Source organism: Burkholderia sp. HAN2018 (assembly GCF_024704855.1).
GTDB lineage: Bacteria > Pseudomonadota > Gammaproteobacteria > Burkholderiales > Burkholderiaceae > Burkholderia > Burkholderia cepacia.
Genome location: NZ_QOBB01000131.1, coordinates 1 through 20,040, shown reverse-complemented (window position 1 = coordinate 20,040; position 20,040 = coordinate 1). Strand labels below are relative to the sequence as shown.

The 20,040-nt window shown below is 66.7% G+C and carries 15 protein-coding genes; 14 read left to right on the top strand and 1 reads right to left on the bottom strand.

The features are described from left to right. The 9 genes from DPV74_RS26710 to ugpQ form a co-directional block, all read left to right on the top strand. On the top strand, positions 1-1,442 hold a 1,442-nt coding region (locus DPV74_RS26710; protein WP_119338277.1), incomplete at its 5' end, for a type IV pilus secretin PilQ. Positions 1,443-1,482: 40 nt separating this feature from the next. Next, on the top strand, positions 1,483-2,037 hold the full coding sequence (gene aroK / locus DPV74_RS26705; protein WP_027788566.1) for a shikimate kinase AroK: 555 nt from the start codon (positions 1,483-1,485) through the stop codon (positions 2,035-2,037). After that, positions 2,034-3,113 (top strand): 3-dehydroquinate synthase, encoded by a 1,080-nt coding sequence (gene aroB, locus DPV74_RS26700; protein ID WP_119338275.1) that lies wholly within the window; start codon positions 2,034-2,036, stop codon positions 3,111-3,113. Before aroK ends, aroB begins: the two co-directional genes overlap by 4 nt. A 42-nt stretch (positions 3,114-3,155) precedes the next feature. Next, complete coding sequence (locus DPV74_RS26695; protein ID WP_021162708.1) at positions 3,156-4,364, top strand: deoxyguanosinetriphosphate triphosphohydrolase; 1,209 nt, start codon at positions 3,156-3,158, stop codon at positions 4,362-4,364. 90 nt (positions 4,365-4,454) lie between these two features. Next, the gene (ugpB, locus tag DPV74_RS26690) at positions 4,455-5,789 is read left to right on the top strand and encodes a sn-glycerol-3-phosphate ABC transporter substrate-binding protein UgpB (RefSeq protein ID WP_119338274.1); all 1,335 of its coding nucleotides are present in this window, start codon (positions 4,455-4,457) and stop codon (positions 5,787-5,789) included. 97 nt (positions 5,790-5,886) lie between these two features. Further along, entirely contained in the window at positions 5,887-6,771 is an 885-nt protein-coding gene (gene ugpA / locus DPV74_RS26685; RefSeq protein WP_119338273.1) for a sn-glycerol-3-phosphate ABC transporter permease UgpA, read from the top strand. Then, on the top strand, positions 6,768-7,613 hold the full coding sequence (ugpE, locus tag DPV74_RS26680) for a sn-glycerol-3-phosphate ABC transporter permease UgpE (RefSeq protein ID WP_027788562.1): 846 nt from the start codon (positions 6,768-6,770) through the stop codon (positions 7,611-7,613). The genes ugpA and ugpE overlap by 4 nt, the downstream gene beginning before the upstream one ends. A gap of 32 nt (positions 7,614-7,645) precedes the next feature. Beyond that, positions 7,646-8,731 carry a sn-glycerol-3-phosphate import ATP-binding protein UgpC gene (locus DPV74_RS26675; protein ID WP_042977269.1) on the top strand — a complete coding sequence of 362 codons (1,086 nt, stop codon included), beginning with the start codon at positions 7,646-7,648 and terminating at the stop codon, positions 8,729-8,731. 28 nt (positions 8,732-8,759) lie between these two features. Then, positions 8,760-9,524: a glycerophosphodiester phosphodiesterase gene (gene ugpQ, locus DPV74_RS26670; RefSeq protein WP_119338276.1), complete on the top strand. Its 765-nt coding sequence runs from the start codon at positions 8,760-8,762 to the stop codon at positions 9,522-9,524. 164 nt (positions 9,525-9,688) lie between these two features. Here the strand turns inward: ugpQ and DPV74_RS26665 are convergent, their stop codons facing one another. Then, on the bottom strand, positions 9,689-10,420 hold the full coding sequence (locus DPV74_RS26665; RefSeq protein WP_059698123.1) for an OmpW family protein: 732 nt from the start codon (positions 10,418-10,420) through the stop codon (positions 9,689-9,691). A gap of 193 nt (positions 10,421-10,613) precedes the next feature. On the opposite strand from DPV74_RS26665, the gene DPV74_RS26660 reads away from it, so the two are divergent. The 5 genes from DPV74_RS26660 to DPV74_RS26640 form a co-directional block, all read left to right on the top strand. After that, positions 10,614-11,327 carry a transposase gene (locus tag DPV74_RS26660; RefSeq protein ID WP_006477151.1) on the top strand — a complete coding sequence of 238 codons (714 nt, stop codon included), beginning with the start codon at positions 10,614-10,616 and terminating at the stop codon, positions 11,325-11,327. 288 nt (positions 11,328-11,615) lie between these two features. Next, entirely contained in the window at positions 11,616-16,319 is a 4,704-nt protein-coding gene (locus DPV74_RS26655) for a glutamate synthase-related protein (protein WP_027788558.1), read from the top strand. Between the two features lie 85 nt (positions 16,320-16,404). Continuing rightward, positions 16,405-17,871 (top strand): glutamate synthase subunit beta, encoded by a 1,467-nt coding sequence (locus DPV74_RS26650; protein WP_021162703.1) that lies wholly within the window; start codon positions 16,405-16,407, stop codon positions 17,869-17,871. Positions 17,872-18,182: 311 nt separating this feature from the next. Beyond that, positions 18,183-19,673 carry a sodium:alanine symporter family protein gene (locus DPV74_RS26645; protein WP_119338272.1) on the top strand — a complete coding sequence of 497 codons (1,491 nt, stop codon included), beginning with the start codon at positions 18,183-18,185 and terminating at the stop codon, positions 19,671-19,673. After that, positions 19,670-20,040, top strand: a 371-nt coding sequence (locus tag DPV74_RS26640; RefSeq protein WP_276139562.1) for a 2'-5' RNA ligase family protein, incomplete at its 3' end; no start/stop codon positions are given. The genes DPV74_RS26645 and DPV74_RS26640, both read left to right, overlap by 4 nt.

Below are 20,040 nucleotides of genomic sequence, written 5' to 3'. Positions count from 1 at the left end.
AGGCGGCTCGCACGGCGCTTCAGGCGGAGGCCGCCGCCCCGGCCCCCGGGCTGGAGGGGCCGCCGATCCCGTTGGCGCCGCCGGCCCGGATGGGCGACGCCGCGGCACGGCAACCGGGCGATGCGGACGACGCACGGCGGATTTCGCTGAATCTGCAGGGAGCGGGGCTTGCGGCCGCGTTCGACGCATTCGCGCGGTTCACCGGGCTCAATATCGTCGTCGGCGAGCAGGTGCGCGGCACCGTCACGTTACGTCTGAACAATGTCCGCTGGCGCGATGCCTTCGACACGCTGCTCGACACGCACGGGCTCGCGATGTCGCGGCGGGGTAACGTGATATGGGTCACGCCGGCGGCCGAGCTGGCGGCGCGCGAACGCGAGCGCTTCGAAATGCACGCGCGGGCCGCGGATCTGGAGCCGCTTGCGAGCCGGACGTTCGCGCTGCGCTACCCGCGCGCGCAGGACGTGCAACGGCTGCTGGCCGGCGCAACCGGCCAGCGCCTGCTGTCGAAGCGCGGCGCCGCGGCGGCGGATCCGCGGACGAACTTGCTGTTCGTCACCGATCTCGCGCCGCGCCTCGACCAGATCGCGAGCCTGATCGATGCGATCGACCGGCCGTCGCGGCAGGTCCGGATCGAGGCCCGCATCGTCGAGGGCGAGCAAGGCTTTTCGCGCAATCTCGGCGCACGTGTCGCGCTGAGGGCGCAGGCGCGGCCGCCGTCGGGCGAGAGCGCCAGCGAAAGCGCCTCGTTCACGACCGGCGCGCGCAACGCACTCGACCTTGCCGGGCGGCCGCTCGGCGGCTTCGAAGCGGCGACCGCCGGCTTCACGCTGTTTGCCGCGCCGCTCAGCCGTGTGCTCGACGTCGAACTGAGCGCGCTCGAGGCGCAGGGGCGGGGCCAGATCGTTTCGAGCCCGCGCGTGGTGACCGCCGATCGCGTCAAGGCGATCGTCGAACAGGGTTCGGAGCTGCCGTACCAGGCGAAGGTGGGCAATGGCGTGAGCGGCGTGCAGTTCCGCCGGGCGACGCTCAAGCTCGAGGTCGAGCCGCAGATCACGCCGGACGGGCGCGTCGTGCTCGACCTGGACGTGACGAAGGACAGCGTCGGCGAGCCGACGGCGGCCGGCCCGGCGATTCATACGAAGCACGTACAGACGCGCGTCGAGGTCGAGAACGGCGGGACGGTCGCGATCGGCGGGATCTATGAGCAACTGAACCGGAACGATGTGACGCGCGTGCCGCTCTTGGGCAAAATACCGTTTCTGGGCGCGCTTTTCCGGCACCGCGCGCAACGCGACCAGCGCAGCGAACTGGTCGTCTTCATCACGCCGACGGTCGTCGATGCGCGCTGCGATGCACGCGGCATGGGCAGCGCGGATGCCGATAAAACGGGGCCGGAAGCCGCCGGCGCAGGCTCGACAAGGCAGCCGCTTTGCCAGTAAGCTGCGCCACACACCAGCAAGATTGAAGCAGAGGAAGCCGTTGCAAGCGCGGGACCCACATGCAAACGTATTTTTCGTCGGCCTTATGGGAGCGGGTAAGACCACCGTGGGCCGTGCGGTCGCGCGTCGTCTCGACAGGACGTTCTTCGACTCCGACCACGAAATCGAGGCCCGTACGGGCGCGCGCATTCCGGTGATCTTCGAGCTGGAGGGCGAGGCCGGGTTTCGCGATCGCGAAACGCAGGTCATCGCCGATCTCACGCAGCGCGAGAACATCGTGCTCGCGACGGGCGGCGGCGCGGTGCTGCGCCCGGAGAATCGCGACTGCCTGAAAAGCAACGGTATCGTCGTCTATCTGCGCGCCAACCCGCACGACCTGTGGCTGCGCACGCGCAAGGACAAGAACCGCCCGCTGCTGCAGACCGAAGACCCGAAGGGGCGCCTCGAAGCGCTGTATGAAGTGCGCGACCCGCTGTACCGCGAATGCGCGGATTTCGTCATCGAGACCGGCCGTCCGTCGGTCAACGGTCTCGTCAACATGGTGCTGATGCAACTCGAACTGGCGGGCGTCATCGCCAAGCCGCTACAAGCATGATTACTGTCAACGTCGACCTGGGCGACCGCGCCTACCCGATTCACATTGGCGCCGGCCTGATCGGCCGCGCCGAGCTGTTCGCACCTCACATCAAGGGTTCTTCCGTCACGATCGTCACGAACACGACGGTCGATCCGCTCTACGGCGACGCGCTGCGCGCGGCGCTCGCGCCGCTCGGCAAGCGCGTGTCGACGGTCGTGCTGCCGGACGGCGAGGCGTACAAGAACTGGGAGACGCTGAACCTGATCTTCGACGGCCTGCTGACCGACCGCGCGGACCGCAAGACGACGCTCGTCGCGCTCGGCGGCGGCGTGATCGGCGACATGACGGGCTTTGCGGCCGCATGCTACATGCGCGGCGTGCCGTTCATCCAGGTGCCGACGACGCTGCTGTCGCAGGTCGATTCGTCGGTCGGTGGCAAGACGGGCATCAACCACCCGCTCGGCAAGAACATGATCGGCGCGTTCTACCAGCCGCAGGCCGTGATCGCGGACATCGGCGCGCTGACGACGCTGCCCGACCGTGAACTGGCGGCCGGTGTCGCCGAGATCATCAAGACCGGCGCGATCGCCGATGCGGCATTCTTCGACTGGATCGAGGCGAACGTCGACGGGCTGAACCGTCGCGACCCGGCTGCGCTCGCGCACGCGGTGAAGCGCTCGTGCGAGATCAAGGCGAGCGTGGTGGCGGCCGACGAACGCGAAGGCGGCCTGCGCGCGATCCTGAACTTCGGCCACACGTTCGGTCATGCGATCGAGGCCGGGCTCGGCTACGGCGAGTGGCTGCACGGCGAGGCGGTCGGCTGCGGGATGGTGATGGCGGGCGACCTGTCGGTGCGGCTCGGCCTGCTCGACGAAGCGTCGCGGCAGCGCCTCGATGCGGTGATCGCGGCTGCGCACCTGCCGACCCGCGGGCCCGCGCTCGGCGACGCGCGCTACATGGACCTGATGCGCGTCGACAAGAAGGCGGAGGCCGGCGCGATCAAGTTCATCCTGCTGAAGCGATTCGGCGATACGCTGATCACGCAGGCGCCGGACGAAGCCGTATTCGCTACACTGGCGCAGACGACGCGCTAACGGGCGGCCCGGATGCAACGGCGCCCCTGACATGGAGGAGACGTGAGCGAGACATCCAGCAGCACACTGCCCGAAGCCGGCCGCGTATCCGCTGCGCCGGTGGCCGAGCCGCCGACACTGGCGGCGCTGGAAGCCCATCTCGCTCCGTATGCCGCACACGCGTCGCAGTCGCGCGGCCGCCGGCATCCGGAAACACCACCGGCGGCGCGCACCGAATTCCAGCGCGACCGCGACCGCATCGTCCATTCGACCGCGTTTCGCCGGCTCGAATACAAGACACAGGTCTTCGTCAATCATGAAGGCGACCTGTTCCGCACGCGTCTCACGCACAGCCTCGAAGTCGCGCAGATCGCCCGCTCGGTCGCGCGCAACCTGCGCCTGAACGAGGATCTCGTCGAGGCGATCTCGCTCGCGCACGATCTCGGCCATACGCCGTTCGGCCATGCCGGGCAGGACGCGCTGAACGCCTGCATGCGCGAGCATGGCGGCTTCGAGCACAACCTGCAGAGCCTGGCGGTCGTCGACGAGCTCGAGGAGCACTACGGCGCGTTCAACGGGCTGAACCTGTGCTTCGAGACACGCGAAGGCATTCTGAAGCACTGCTCGCGCGAGAATGCGCGCAAGCTCGGCGCGCTCGGCGAGCGCTTCCTGCAGGGCCGCCAGCCGTCGCTCGAAGCGCAGCTTGCCAACATCGCGGACGAGATCGCGTACAACAACCACGACGTCGACGACGGCCTGCGTTCCGGCCTGATCACGATCGAGCAGCTCGCGGAAGTCGAGCTGTGGCAGCGCCACTACGAGGCGGCGCTCGCCGAGTTCCCGCACCTCGAAGGCCGCCGTCTCGTGCACGAGACGGTGCGCCGCATCATCAACACGCTGATCGTCGACCTGATCGACGAAACGACGCGCAATCTCGCGCGCGTCGCGCCGGCGTCGCTCGACGACGTGCGCGCGGCGCCGCCGCTCGTGTCGCACAGCGAATCCGTTGCCGCCCAGGCGGCCGCCCTCAAGCGTTTCCTCTTCAAGAACCTCTATCGCCACTACAAGGTGATGCGCATGGCGAGCAAGGCGCAGCGCGTCGTCACCGGACTGTTCGATGCGTTCATCGACGATCCGCGGCTGCTGCCGCCGCCGTACCAGTCCGACGACGCCGCGCAGCAGCCGCGCCTCGTCGCGCACTACATCGCCGGCATGACCGACCGCTTCGCGCTGAAGGAGTATCAGCGCCTGTTCGTCATCAACGACAACTGACTGTCACAAACGATCACTAGACTTCGCCGGTTCAATGGCGATGGGAATGTTGCACACGCTGTTGGTAACGTTTTCATAGGAGAGAGGTCGATGAAGAAGAAGCCTGCGGGGACACTGGTTCGTTCGATCGCGCTCGGCGGCGCGCTGATGTTCGGGGTGCAGCACGTGGCGCTCGCCGCGACGGAAATCCAGTTCTGGCATGCGATGGAGGCCGCGCTCGGCGAGCGGGTCAACGCGATCGCCGACCAGTTCAACGCGTCGCAGAGCGACTACAAGATCGTGCCGGTCTTCAAGGGCACCTACGACCAGGCGCTCGCGGCCGGCATCGCGGCCTACCGCAGCGGCAATGCGCCGGCGATCCTCCAGGTCTATGAAGTCGGCACGGCCACGATGATGCAGGCGAAGAAGGCCGTCGTGCCCGTCTACGACGTGTTCAGGCAGGCCGGCGTGCCGCTCGACGAAAAGGCGTTCGTGCCGACCATCGCGAGCTACTACAGCGACGCGAAGACGGGCCATCTCGTGTCGATGCCGTTCAACAGCTCGACGCCGGTGCTGTACTACAACAAGGACGCGTTCAAGAAGGCCGGGCTCGATCCGAACCAGCCGCCGAAGACGTGGGCCGACGTGAAGGACGATGCCGAGAAACTGCGCAAGTCGGGGATGGCGTGCGGCTTCACGACCGGCTGGCAGGGCTGGATCCAGCTCGAAAACTACAGCGCGTGGCATGCACTGCCGTTCGCGAGCCGCAACAACGGCTTCGACGGTACGGACGCCGTGCTCGAATTCAACAAGTCGCAGCAGATCGCGCACGTGTCGTTCCTGCAGCAGATGGCGAAGGACGGCACGTTCACGTACGCGGGCCGCAAGGACGAAGCATCGGCGAAGTTCTACAGCGGCGACTGCGGGATCATGACGACGTCGTCGGGCGCGCTCGCGAACCTGCAGAAGTTCGCGAAGTTCAGCTTCGGCACGGGCATGATGCCGTACGACGCGAACGTGAAGGGCGCGCCGCAGAACGCGATCATCGGCGGCGCGAGCCTGTGGGTGCTGGCGGGCAAGGATCCGGCGACCTACAAGGGCGTCGCGAAATTCCTCGCGTTTCTCGCATCGCCGGCCGTCGCCGCGAAGTGGCACCAGGACACGGGTTACCTGCCGGTCACCAAGGCGGCGTACGACCTGACGCGCGAACAGGGCTTCTACGCGAAGAACCCGAGCGCCGAAACCGCGATCAAGCAGATGCTGAACAAGCCGCCGCTGCCGTACACGAAGGGGCTGCGCCTGGGCAACATGCCGCAGATCCGCACGGTCGTCGACGAGGAGTTCGAACAGGTCTGGGCGCAGAAGAAATCGCCGAAGGACGCGCTCGATTCGGCGGCCTCGCGCGGCAACGAGCTGCTGCGCCGCTTCGAGAAGTCGGGCAGCTGAGCGCGCATCGCGTTCGTGCCGCCGGCCGCGCCGCGCAAGTGCGCGGGCCGGCCGGCGGCGCGGTTTCCTTTCCGTTTCGCCTGACCGGATATCCGCGATGCAATCCCGTTCCCGTTTCGGCACGAGCCTGCTGCCGTACCTGCTGATCGCGCCGCAACTCGCGATCACCGCCGTGTTCTTCCTGTGGCCGGCCGGCGTCGCGCTGTGGCAGTCGACGCAGATGCAGGACGCGTTCGGCACGTCGAGTGAATTCGTCGGCTTCGCGAACTTCACGCACCTGTTCGGCGATCCGCTGTATCTCGATTCGTTCCGCACGACGCTCGTGTTCAGCACGCTCGTCACGGTGAGCGGGCTCGTCGTGTCGCTGCTGCTCGCCGCGTGCGCGGACCGCGTGACCCGTGGCGCGCGCACATATCGCACGCTGTTGATCTGGCCGTACGCGGTCGCGCCGACGATCGCCGCCGTGCTGTGGGCGTTCCTGTTCAATCCGAGCATCGGCCTGATCACCTATGCGCTCGCGAAGGGCGGCATCGTGTGGAACCACGCGCTGAACGGCGGGCAGGCGATGTTCCTCGTCGTGCTCGCGTCGGTGTGGAAGCAGGTGAGCTACAACTTCCTGTTCTTCTACGCGGGCCTGCAGGCGATTCCGCGTTCGCTGATCGAGGCGGCGGCGATCGACGGCGCGGGGCCGGTGCGACGTTTCTTCAACCTCGTGCTGCCGCTGCTGTCGCCCACCAGTTTCTTCCTGCTGGTCGTCAACCTCGTCTATTCGTTCTTCGACACGTTCCCGGTGATCGACGCGGCCACCGGCGGCGGCCCCGCGCAGAGCACGAAGACGCTGATCTACAAGATCTACGCGGAAGGCTTCCAGGGGCTCGACATCGGCAGCTCCGGCGCGCAGTCGGTCGTACTGATGATCATCGTCGTCGGGCTCACGGTGATCCAGTTCCGTTTCGTCGAACGCAGGGTGCAATACGCATGATCGAAAATCGCAAGGGTTTCGACCTGTTCTGCCACGCGGTGCTGATCGCGGGCGTCGTGCTGATCGTGTTCCCCGTCTACGTCGCGTTCTGTGCGGCGACGATGAGCGCGCAGGAAGTGCTCACGGTGCCGCTGTCGCTCGTGCCGAGCACGCACCTGTTCGAGAACATCGCCTATATCTGGGGCCACGGCAGCGGCGCCGCGACGGCGCCGTTCGGCCGCCTGCTCGTCAACAGCTTCGCGATGGCGCTCGGCATCTCGGTCGGCAAGATCGCGGTGTCGATCCTGTCCGCGTACGCGATCGTCTATTTCCGCTTCCCGTTTCGCAATACGGCGTTCTGGCTGATCTTCGTCACGTTGATGCTGCCGGTGGAAGTGCGGATCTTCCCGACCGTGCAGGTCGTGTCGACGCTGCATCTGACGAACACCTACGCCGGGCTGACGCTGCCGCTGATCGCGTCGGCCACCGCGACGTTCCTGTTCCGGCAGTTCTTCATGACGCTGCCCGACGAACTGATGGACGCCGCGCGCATCGACGGCGCGGGGCCGATGCGCTTCTTCTGGGACGTCGTGCTGCCGCTGTCGAAGACGAGCATCGCGGCGCTGTTCGTGATCACGTTCATCTATGGCTGGAGCCAGTACCTGTGGCCGATCCTGATCACGACGGAAGCATCGCTGTCGACGGCGGTGGTGGGCATCAAGATGATGATCGCGAGCGGCGACGCCGCGACCGAATGGCAATACGTGATGGCGGCGACGCTGCTGGCGATGATTCCGCCGCTCGTCGTCGTGCTGGCGATGCAGCGCTGGTTCGTGCGCGGCCTCGTCGATTCCGAGAAATGAACCACGGACGGTAACCGGGAGAAGGACCAGGTATGGCTGCGCTGAGCTTGAAGGGCGTCAGGAAATCCTACGACGGCAAGCAGCACGTGCTGCATGGCATCGACGTGGAGATCGCCGACGGCGAATTCATCGTGCTGGTCGGCCCGTCGGGCTGCGGCAAGTCGACGTTGCTGCGGATGATCGCGGGGCTCGAGACGGTGACGGACGGCGAGATCGCGATCGGCGAGCGCGTCGTCAACACGCTGGAGCCGAAGGATCGCGACATCGCGATGGTGTTCCAGAACTATGCGCTGTATCCGCACATGACGGTCGCGCAGAACATGGGCTACGGGCTGAAGATCCGCGGGATCGAGCGCGCGACGATCGACTCGCGGGTGGCGGCGGCCGCGAAGATCCTCGAACTCGAGCCGCTGCTCGCGCGGCGCCCGCGCGAGCTGTCGGGCGGCCAGCGGCAGCGCGTCGCGATGGGGCGCGCGATCGTGCGCGAGCCGTCGGTGTTCCTGTTCGACGAGCCGTTGTCGAACCTCGACGCGAAATTGCGCGTGCAGATGCGGCTCGAGATCCAGCGGCTGCATGCGCGGCTCGCGACGACGAGCGTCTACGTGACGCACGACCAGATCGAGGCGATGACGCTCGCGCAGCGCGTGATCGTGATGAACCGCGGCTACGCGGAGCAGATCGGCGCGCCGGTCGACGTGTACGAGAAGCCGGCAACGGTGTTCGTCGCGGGCTTCATCGGCTCGCCCGCGATGAACCTGATGCACGGCCGGCTGTCGGACGACGGCGCGACGTTTACGGTCGCGGGCGGCGGCCCCGCGCTGCCGGTCGCCGGTTCGCCCGGCATCGGCGCGGAGATCGCCACCGGGCGCGACTGGGTGCTCGGCGTGCGTCCGGAGCACATGACACCGCAGCCGGGCGTCGCGCAGGCGACGCTGCCGGTCGACTCGTGCGAGCTGCTCGGCGCGGACAACCTCGCGCACGGCCGCTGGGGCAACCACGACGTCGCGGTGCGCCTGCCGCACGCGGACCGCCCCGCGCGCGGCACGGCGCTGGCCGCCGCACTGCCCGCGCACCGGCTGCATTTCTTCGATCCGGAGACCGGCAAGCGTGCCGGCTGAACCTGCTGCACCTGCCGGGAGACCGATGATGACAACCCGTACCGACTGGCCCTATCCGCGCGTCGTCGCCCATCGCGGCGGCGGCACGCTCGCGCCGGAGAACACGCTCGCCGCGCTCGACGAGGGCGCGCGCCGTGGCCACCGGATGGTCGAATTCGACGCGAAGCTGTCGGCCGACGACGTGACGTTCCTGCTGCACGACGACACGGTCGACCGGACGTCGAACGGCCACGGGCCGGCGGCGGGCATGCGATACGAGGCGCTGGCCGCACTCGATGCCGGCGCGTGGCGCGACGCGCGCTTCGCGGGCGAGCGGATGCCGACGCTCGAGGCGGCGGCGGCGCGCTGCATCGCGCACGGGCTGGCCGCCAACGTCGAGATCAAGCCGTGCCCGGGGCGCGAGCGCGAGACCGGGCGGCGCGTGGCGGCCGACGCGGCCGCGTACTGGCGCGATGCCGCGGTGGCGCCGCTCTTGTCGTCGTTCTCCTTCGATGCGCTGCAACAGGCACGCGCGACGGCGCCGGCGCTGCCGCGCGGGATGCTTTACGAGGCCGTGCCGGACGACTGGCATGCGCAGGTTGTCGGCGCGCTCGGCTGCGTTTCGTTGCATGCAGACCACAAACGGCTGGATGAACCGCTCGTGCGCGCGATCAAGGCGGCCGGCCTGCGCATCCTGGTTTACACGGTGAACGACCTCGAACGGGCTCGCGAACTTGCGCGCTGGGGTGTCGACGCGGTCTGCACGGACCGGATCGACCTGATTGCCCCCGGTGCGCTGGATGACATCGTGTAGCGGAATGCCCCGCGCGACGGCGCGTACGGGAAGACCCTGAGACAAAAAAACGACGCCCCGGCGGGATTTCCGCCGGGGCGTTTTACATCGTGGAGACGTTACGTCAGGAAAAATCCGCTACAAATTGCAGCAGGATTAACCATTCCCCAAATATTCGACTACGCTTAGAAGCGGTAGCCGACGTTCAGGTACGTGACGATCGGGTTCAGCGAGATGTGAGCCTTCGACGTTTCGGTCAGCGTGCCGACCTGGGTCCGCTTGGCCGTCGTGAAGGTCGCGGTCACGCTCACCGGGATGTACGACATCGAGAAGCCGGCGAACCAGTGTTTCGTGAAGTTGTACGTGAAGCCGGCGTTGAAGACGGGCGCCCACTGGTTGCTGGTCTGCGCGTTGGTCGGGCCGCCGAGCACGCCGTTCTCGAATGCGCTGTTCGTGATCTTTGCGCCGGTGAACCAGATATACGAAGCGCCGATGCCGACATACGGACGGAACTTCGCGTTGGCGTCGTTGAAGTAGTACTTCAGGAGGAGCGCGGGGCTCCACTGGTACGCACGGCCGAGCGTACCGAAACGCGAGAACTGGCCCTTGCCGGTGATGTCGAACTTCGGCGGGATGCCGGCGATGAACTCGGTAGCGATGTGGTCGGTCACGAAGTAACCGGTTGCCAGTGCGAGCGTGTCGGCGTCGCTGATGCCGGCGCCGGTGTTGGGAACCGACTGGTTGATCGGCGTGCCGCCTACGCCGTACAGGAACAGCGGGTCGCTGCTGTCCTGCGGCGCAAGGTGCAGCCAGCCGGTGCTGACGTAGAAATCACCTGCGGATTGTGCATGTGCCGTACCGCCCGCAAACGTAAATGCGAGCGCTGCAGCCCCCGTAATGGCCAGTTTTCGTTTCATTGTGTCTCCTCCGATCTAAGGCGTGCTCATTATGACGACTGCGTTTAAAACCAAACAAGCTCGTAAGTTAGAGTTTTCACCCTAGGATTAGTACGACCGTACGCATCCGCGCACCGACAGGACGGGCATTCTGTGCAAGTGCGCACTTCCGGACCCTCGGGTATTTCCTAACGCGTTCAAACGGACATTCAGCATGGCACGGTTAGCACGACTCTACGTTCCCGACCAGCCGCAGCACGTGATACTGCGCGGCCTGGATCAGCAACCCGCGTTCGTCGACGACCAGGACTACGAACTCTTCATCGATTGCCTGAAGGCCGCCGCGCGCGATCATCACCTGTCGGTGCACGCCTACGTGCTGCTGCCGCGCCAGGTGCAACTGCTCGTCACGCCGAGCGACGAGGCGAGCCTGCCGAAAGCGATGCAGGCTGTCGGCCGCCGCTACGTCGCGCATTTCAACCGGCGCTATTCGCGGCGCGGCACCCTGTGGGAAGGCCGCTATCGCGCGACCGTGATCGAGGGCGAGCGCTATTTCCTGCTCGCGAGCCGCGTCGTCGAGATGAGCCCGGTGCGCGCGCAGCTGGTCGCGACGCCGGAGGCCTATCGCTGGTCGAGCTACCGGCATCACGTCGGGCTCACCGTCGACAGCCTGATCACCGACCATCCGCTCTACTGGGCGCTCGGCAATACGCCGTTCGACCGCCAGCGCGCGTACAAGGAGCTGTGCGAGCAGCCGCTCGACGAGCGGCAGGCCGACCAGTTGCAGCAGGCGACGCTGAAAGGCTGGGTGCTCGGCGGCGAGAACTATCGCGAGTGGGCGGCGCGCACGGCAAATCGGCGCGTGTCGCCGCTGCCGCGCGGACGCCCCAGAAAGGTGCGCGAGAACACGCCGCCGATCCAGCAGTAACGCGGGAAAGGCGGGCCAGAAGCGGCGCTGCGGGCGCCGCTTCTTTTTGCACCAAAACGATGCGGCCCCAATAAAATGGCACCAGATCGAAGCATCTGTTTAATTGGGGTTCGATCAAGCGGTTTTTGTTGCTATTCCCTTGATTCGTCGCGTATATTCCGAATTCCGGTGGCCCGGGCGAAGCATGCCCACCCACTGTCGGCCGCGCCGTCTCCCGTCGGGAGCGGGATCGACGGCAACAAGAAAATGGTTCAACGGCCTCCAGGCCCCCTTTACGACGGTGTCCCCATGAACGACCACCAGCAGCCGCTCGCCGCGGTGCCCGCCGCACAAGGTCTGTATGACCCGCAAAACGAACACGACGCCTGCGGCGTCGGCTTCGTCGCTCACATCAAGGGCAAGAAGAGCCACGAGATCATTCAGCAGGGTCTGAAGATCCTCGAGAACCTCGATCACCGTGGCGCGGTCGGTGCCGATCCGCTGATGGGCGACGGCGCGGGCATCCTGATCCAGATTCCGGACGCGTTCTATCGCGAGGAAATGGCGAAGCAGGGCGTGAACCTGCCGCCGGCCGGCGAATATGGGGTCGGCATGATCTTCCTGCCGAAGGAAAACGCATCGCGTCTCGCGTGCGAGCAGGAGCTCGAGCGCACGGTGAAGGCCGAAGGCCAGGTCGTGCTCGGCTGGCGCGACGTGCCGGTCGACCACGCGATGCCGATTTCGCCGACCGTGAAGGCGAGCGAGCCGCTGATCCGTCAGATCTTCATCGGCCGCGGCAAGGACATCATGGTGACGGACGCGCTCGAGCGGAAGCTGTACGTGATCCGCAAGACGGCCAGCCACCGCATCCAGGCGCTGAAGCTCAAGCACGGCAAGGAATACTTCGTGCCGTCGATGTCGGCGCGCACGATCGTCTACAAGGGGCTGCTGCTCGCGGGCCAGGTCGGCGTGTACTACCGCGACCTGCAGGACGCGCGCGTCGTGTCGGCGCTCGCGCTCGTGCACCAGCGCTTCTCGACCAACACGTTCCCGGCATGGGAGCTGGCTCACCCGTACCGGATGATCGCGCACAACGGCGAGATCAACACCGTGAAGGGCAACGTGAACTGGCTGAACGCGCGTACCGGCGCGATCGCGTCGCACGTGCTCGCCGACGATCTTCCGAAGCTGTGGCCGCTGATCTACCCGGGCCAGTCCGATACGGCCTCGTTCGACAACTGTCTCGAACTGCTGGTGATGGCCGGCTACCCGCTCGTGCACGCGGTGATGATGATGATCCCGGAAGCGTGGGAACAGCACACGCTGATGGACGAGAACCGCCGCGCGTTCTACGAATACCATGCCGCGATGATGGAGCCGTGGGACGGCCCGGCCGCGATCGCGTTCACCGACGGCCGCCAGATCGGCGCGACGCTCGACCGTAACGGCCTGCGTCCGGCGCGCTACATCGTCACCGACGACGACCTCGTCATCATGGCGTCGGAAGCCGGCACGCTGCCGATCCCCGAATCGAAGATCGTCAAGAAGTGGCGCCTGCAGCCGGGCAAGATGTTCTTGATCGACATGGAACACGGCCGCATCATCGACGACAAGGAGCTCAAGGACAACCTCGCGAACGCGAAGCCGTACAAGAGCTGGATCGACGCGGTGCGCATCAAGCTCGACGAGATCGAGCCGAAGGCCGAGGAAGTCGCGGCCGGCCGTACGCAGGGCGCCGCGCTGCTCGACCGCCAGCAGGCGTTCGGCTATACGCAGGAAGACCTGAAGTTCCTGATGGCGCCGATGGCGCAGCAGGGCGAAGAGGCCGTCGGTTCGATGGGCAACGACTCGCCGCTCGCGGTGATGTCGAACAAGAACAAGACGCTCTATCACTACTTCAAGCAGCTGTTCGCGCAGGTCACGAACCCGCCGATCGACCCGATCCGCGAGAACATGGTCATGTCGCTCGTGTCGTTCATCGGCCCGAAGCCGAACCTGCTCGACACGAACAACATCAACCCGCCGATGCGTCTCGAAGTGTCGCAGCCGGTGCTCGACTTCAAGGACATCGCGAAGATCCGCGCGATCGACCAGTACACGGGCGGCAAGTTCAGCGCATACGAACTGAACATCTGCTATCCCGTCGCCTGGGGCAAGGAAGGCATCGAGGCGCGTCTCGCGTCGCTGTGCGCGGAAGCCGTCGACGCGGTGAAGTCGGGCTACAACATGCTGATCGTGTCCGACCGCAAGACGGACGCCGAGCATGTCGCGATCCCGGCGCTGCTCGCCACGTCGGCGATCCACACGCACCTCGTCCAGCAAGGGCTGCGCACGAGCACGGGCCTCGTCGTCGAGACGGGCTCCGCACGTGAGACGCACCACTTCGCGCTGCTCGCGGGCTACGGCGCGGAAGCCGTGCACCCGTACCTCGCGATGGAAACGCTCGCGAAGATGGCCGAAGGCCTGCCGGGCGACCTGTCGCCGGAGAAGGCCGTCTACAACTTCACGAAGGCGGTCGGCAAGGGCCTGCAGAAGGTGATGTCGAAGATGGGCATCTCGACGTACATGTCGTACACGGGCGCGCAGATCTTCGAAGCGCTCGGCCTGTCGAGCGACCTCGTCGAGAAGTACTTCAAGGGCACGGCGTCGAAGGTCGGCGGCATCGGCCTGTTCGAAGTCGCGGAAGAAGCGATCCGCCTGCACCGCGACGCATTCGGCGACAACCCGGTCCTGCGCGACATGCTCGACGCGGGCGGCGAGTACGCGTACCGCGTGCGCGGCGAAGACCACATGTGGACGCCGGATTCGATCGCGAAGCTCCAGCACGCGACGCGCAGCAACTCGTACCAGACGTACAAGGAATACGCGCACCTGATCAACGACCAGACCAAGCGTCACATGACGTTCCGCGGCCTGTTCGAGTTCAAGGTCGAGCCGACCAAGGCGATCCCGATCGACGACGTCGAGCCGGCGAAGGACATCGTCAAGCGCTTTGCGACGGGCGCGATGTCGCTCGGTTCGATCAGCACCGAAGCGCACGCGACGCTCGCGATCGCGATGAACCGGATCGGCGGCAAGTCGAACACCGGCGAAGGCGGCGAGGACGAGAAGCGTTACCGCAACGAGCTGCGCGGCATTCCGATCAAGTCGGGCGAGACGCTGAAGTCGGTGATCGGCGACGAGATCGTCAGCGACATTCCGCTGAAGGACGGCGATTCGCTGCGCTCGAAGATCAAGCAGGTCGCGTCGGGCCGCTTCGGCGTCACCGCCGAGTACCTGGCATCGGCCGACCAGATCCAGATCAAGATGGCGCAGGGCGCGAAGCCGGGCGAAGGCGGCCAGCTCCCGGGCCACAAGGTGTCCGAGTACATCGGCAAGCTGCGTTACTCGGTGCCGGGCGTCGGCCTGATCTCGCCGCCGCCGCACCACGACATCTACTCGATCGAGGATCTGGCGCAGCTGATCCACGACCTGAAGAACGTGAACCCGAGCTCGAGCATCTCGGTGAAGCTCGTGTCGGAAGTGGGCGTGGGCACGGTCGCGGCCGGTGTCGCGAAGGCGAAGGCCGATCACGTCGTGATCGCCGGCCATGACGGCGGCACGGGTGCGTCGCCGCTGTCGTCGGTCAAGCACGCGGGCACGCCGTGGGAACTCGGCCTGGCCGAAACGCAGCAGACGCTGGTGCTGAACCGCCTGCGCGGCCGGATCCGCGTGCAGGCCGACGGCCAGATGAAGACGGGCCGCGACGTCGTGATCGGCGCGCTGCTCGGCGCGGACGAATTCGGCTTCGCGACGGCACCGCTCGTCGTCGAAGGCTGCATCATGATGCGCAAGTGCCACCTGAACACGTGCCCGGTCGGCGTCGCGACGCAGGATCCGGTGCTGCGTGCGAAGTTCAAGGGCCAGCCCGAGCACGTCGTGAACTACTTCTTCTTCGTCGCCGAGGAAGTGCGCGAGATCATGGCGCAGCTCGGCGTCGCGAAGTTCGACGACCTGATCGGCCGCGCCGACCTGCTCGACACCCGCAAGGGCATCGAGCACTGGAAGGCGAAGGGCCTCGACTTCTCGCGCGTGTTCTACCAGCCGGAAGAGTGCGAGGACGTCGCACCGCGTCACGTCGACGTGCAGGATCACGGCCTCGAGCGCGCACTCGACCACGTGCTGATCGAGAAGGCGAAGGCGGCGATCGAGAACGGCGAGCACGTGTCGTTCATCCAGCCGGTGCGCAACGTGAACCGCACGGTCGGCGCGATGCTGTCGGGCGTGATCGCGAAGAAGCACGGCCACGAAGGCCTGGCCGACGACGCGGTGCACATCCAGCTGAAGGGCACGGCCGGCCAGAGCTTCGGCGCGTTCCTCGCGAAGGGCGTGACGCTCGACCTCGTCGGCGACGGCAACGACTACGTCGGCAAGGGCCTGTCGGGCGGCCGGATCATCATCCGTCCGACCAACGACTTCCGCGGCAAGTCCGAGGAAAACATCATCTGCGGCAACACGGTGATGTACGGCGCGATCGAGGGCGAATCGTTCTTCCGCGGCGTCGCGGGCGAGCGCTTCTGCGTGCGCAACTCGGGCGCGACGGCGGTCGTCGAAGGCACGGGCGACCACGGCTGCGAATACATGACGGGCGGTACGGTCGTCGTGCTCGGCGAGACCGGGCGCAACTTCGCGGCCGGCATGTCGGGCGGTCTCGCGTACATCTACGATCCGGAAGGCACGTTCGCGGCGAAGTGCAACAAGTCGATGGTCGCGCTCGAGCCGGTGCTGCAGCAGGCCGAGCAGGAGCGCACGGTCGACCGCGCACTCTGGCACGCAGGCACGACGGACGAAGCGCTGCTCAAGGGGCTCGTCGAGCGTCATTTCCAGTTCACGGGTTCGCCGCGCGCGAAGTCGCTGCTGGAAAACTGGGACGCGGCGCGCCGCCAGTTCGTGAAGGTGTTCCCGCACGAATACAAGCGCGCGCTGGGCGAGATCGGTGCGAAGAAGGCGGCGAAGGAAGAACTGGCCGCCTGAGCGACGAACGACATAGCGAATGCCGCGCGCGCCTGACGGCTGCGCGCGGCTCCCCCACCCGATACACCGAACAGAAGAGCACCTTATGGGCAAGGCAACCGGTTTTCTGGAGTTCGAACGCCGCCACGAGGCGTACGAAGCACCGCTCACGCGCGTGAAGCACTACAAGGAATTCGTCGCGGCACTGACCGACGCGGACGCGAAGGTCCAGGGCGCGCGCTGCATGGATTGCGGCATCCCGTTCTGCAACAACGGCTGCCCGGTCAACAACATCATTCCGGATTTCAACGATCTCGTTTACCGCCAGGACTGGCAGCAGGCGATCGAAGTCCTGCACTCGACCAACAACTTCCCGGAGTTCACGGGCCGCATCTGCCCGGCGCCGTGCGAGGCGGCGTGCACGCTCGGGATCAACAACGACCCGGTCGGCATCAAGTCGATCGAGCACGCGATCATCGACAAGGCCTGGGCGGAAGGCTGGGTGAAGCCGCTGCCGGCCGAGCACAAGACGGGCAAGAAGGTTGCGGTCGTCGGTTCGGGCCCCGCGGGCCTCGCCGCCGCGCAGCAGCTCGCGCGCGCGGGCCACGACGTGACGGTGTTCGAGAAGAACGATCGTGTCGGCGGCCTGCTGCGTTACGGGATCCCCGACTTCAAGCTCGAGAAGTGGCTGATCGATCGCCGCATGCGCCAGATGGAAGCGGAAGGCGTGACGTTCCGCACCAGCGTGTTCATCGGCAAGGATCCGCTGCCCGAGTCGATCGGCAGTCTCGCGAAGGAAACCATTTCTCCGGACACGCTGAAGGAAGAATTCGACGCGGTCGTGATCGCGGGCGGTTCGGAAACGCCGCGCGACCTGCCGGTGCCGGGCCGCGAGCTCGCCGGCGTGCATTACGCGATGGACTTCCTGCCGCAGCAGAACCGCGTGAACGCGGGCGACAAGCTCGCCGACCAGCTGCTCGCGAAGGGCAAGCACGTGATCGTGATCGGCGGCGGCGATACGGGTTCCGACTGCGTCGGCACGTCGAACCGTCACGGCGCGAAGCAGGTCACGCAGTTCGAGCTGCTGCCGCAGCCGCCGGAAGAGGAGAACAAGCCGCTCGTGTGGCCGTACTGGCCGATCAAGCTGCGCACGTCGTCGTCGCACGAGGAAGGCTGCGAGCGCGACTGGGCGGTCGCGACGAAGCGTCTCGAAGGCAAGAACGGCAAGGTCGAGAAGCTGATCGCCGCGCGCGTCGAGTGGAAGGACGGCAAGATGCAGGAAGTGCCGGGCTCGGAGTTCGAACTGAAGGCCGATCTCGTCCTGCTCGCGATGGGCTTCACGCAGCCGGCGGCGCCGGTGCTCGAAGCGTTCGGCGTCGCGAAGGACGCGCGCGGCAACGCGCGTGCGGCGACCGAAGGCGATCGCTCGTACTACACGTCGGTCGACAAGGTGTTCGCCGCGGGCGACATGCGTCGCGGCCAGTCGCTCGTGGTGTGGGCGATCCGCGAAGGCCGCCAGTGCGCGCGCTCGGTCGATGCGTACCTGATGGGGCATTCGAACCTGCCGCGCTGAGCTGAATATCGCGAGCGGGTTTCGACGAAAGCCGGGCGTCCGAAAGGGCGCCCGGTTTTTTTATGGCCGGCGCCAGCCGGGGCACGCCGGTTTCGCGTGCGAGACGGCGCCGTCCGATCGGGCTGCCTTGCCGTGCCGACACGCATCATTTTCGCGAAGCGTCGTCTAACCTGATGACATCCGGATGCGATTTCTCGTCATCCCAAATCCTTTCGTTTTGTAATGTTCCTTGGAAACTGTCATATCATGTCGCCCCTCGGGCCGCGTTCGCGGTCGATGCTCATGACTGACCCTATTTACAAGGAAACCGGATGGAAGCACTCCTGCATGGGCTGATCGACGCCGTCAACGGCGTGTTGTGGAACTACGTGCTGATCGCGCTGCTGCTCGGCGCCGGTGCGTGGTTCACGTTGCGGTTCCGGATGATCCAGCTGAAGGCGCTGTTCCTCAGCATGAAACTGGTCGGCAGCAAGGGCGAGCCGGGCAGCATCTCGTCGTTCCAGGCGTTCGCGACCGGGCTCGCGAGCCGTGTCGGCACCGGCAACATCGCGGGCGTCGCGGTCGCGCTGACGGTCGGCGGGCCGGGCGCGATCTTCTGGATGTGGATGACGGCGCTGGTCGGGATGTCGTCCGCGTTCGTCGAGGCGACGCTCGCGCAGATCTTCAAGGTGTCGCACCCGGACGGCAGTTATCGCGGCGGCCCCGCGTACTACATCCAGACGGGCCTGCGCTCGCGCGGCTTCGGCGTGCTGTTCTCGCTGTCGCTGATCCTCGCGTTCGGTTTCGTGTTCAACGCGGTGCAGGCGAACGCGATCGCCGACGCATTCCATACGTCGTTCGGCTGGAGCCGCGAGACGGTCGGCCTCGGCCTCGTGCTGCTGTCCGCGCCGATCATCTTCGGCGGCATCCGCCGCATCGCGACGGTCGCGCAGGTGATCGTGCCGCTGATGGCGATCGGCTATCTCGCGCTCGCGGTCTATGCGGTCGCGACGCACATCGCGCTCGTGCCGGACGTGATTGCGCTGATCGTGAGGAGCGCATTTGGTCTCGAGCAGGCGGCAGGCGGCCTGACCGGCTACGCGGTCAGCCAGGCAATCGCGATCGGCGTGAAGCGCGGGCTGTTCTCGAACGAAGCGGGGATGGGCAGCGCGCCGAACGCGGCCGCGACCGCGAGCACGCGGCACCCCGTCACGCAGGGGCTGATCCAGATGCTCGGCGTGTTCGTCGACACGATCGTGATCTGCAGCGCGACCGCGTTCGTGATCCTGCTGTCGGGCCAGTACGAAGTCGGCACGGGGATGGAAGGCGCGGCGCTCACGCAGCGCGCGATCTCGAGCCACGTCGGCGACTGGGGCGGCATCTACATGGCCATCGCGATCTTCTTCCTCGCGTTTTCGTCGGTGATCGGCAACTACGCGTATGCGGAGGGCAACGTCGAATTCATCACGAAGCGGCGCGGCGTGCTGCCGCTGTTCCGTGTCGCGGTGCTCGGCATGGTGATGTTCGGCAGCGTCGGGCAACTGCCGCTCGTCTGGGCGATGGCCGATACGAGCATGGGGTTGATGGCGATCATCAACCTGATCGCGATCCTCGCGCTCGGCAAGCATGCGCACGCCGCGTGGGCCGACTATCGTCGCCAGCGCGCGGCGGGCATCGCCGATCCGGTATTCACGCGCAACACGATCCCCGAGCTCGCGCGTGTGCTGCCGGCCGACGTGTGGGGCGAGCACGGCCCGCTGCCGCAGCGTCCCGCTTCGGCTCAAACGGCACGCGCCCCGCGTGCCGCGGTGAGCGAGTCATGAACGGCGACCGGCTCCGTGCGTTCGTCGCGCTGATGCCCGATGCGGCTTCGCGCGACGCGCTGCACGCGTTGCCGGTCACCCGCGGGGCGCGGCGCACGCAGTCCGCGCAATTGCACATGACGCTCGCGTTCATCGGCGCGATCGAACGGGACCGATGCGAGGCGCTGGCCGCGCATCTGCCCGCGCTCGCGGCCGCCCATGCGTTGCCGTTGCTGCCGGTCGAGCGGATCGCGTGGTGGCCGAGCCTGCCGCGCGCGAGGCTGATCGTCGCGGAGCTCGCGGCCGATCCGGCCTGCCTGGCGCTGAATGCCGGGCTGGTCGCGCTGCTGGGCGAACTCGGCGTGCCGGCCGACCGGCGGCCGTTCCG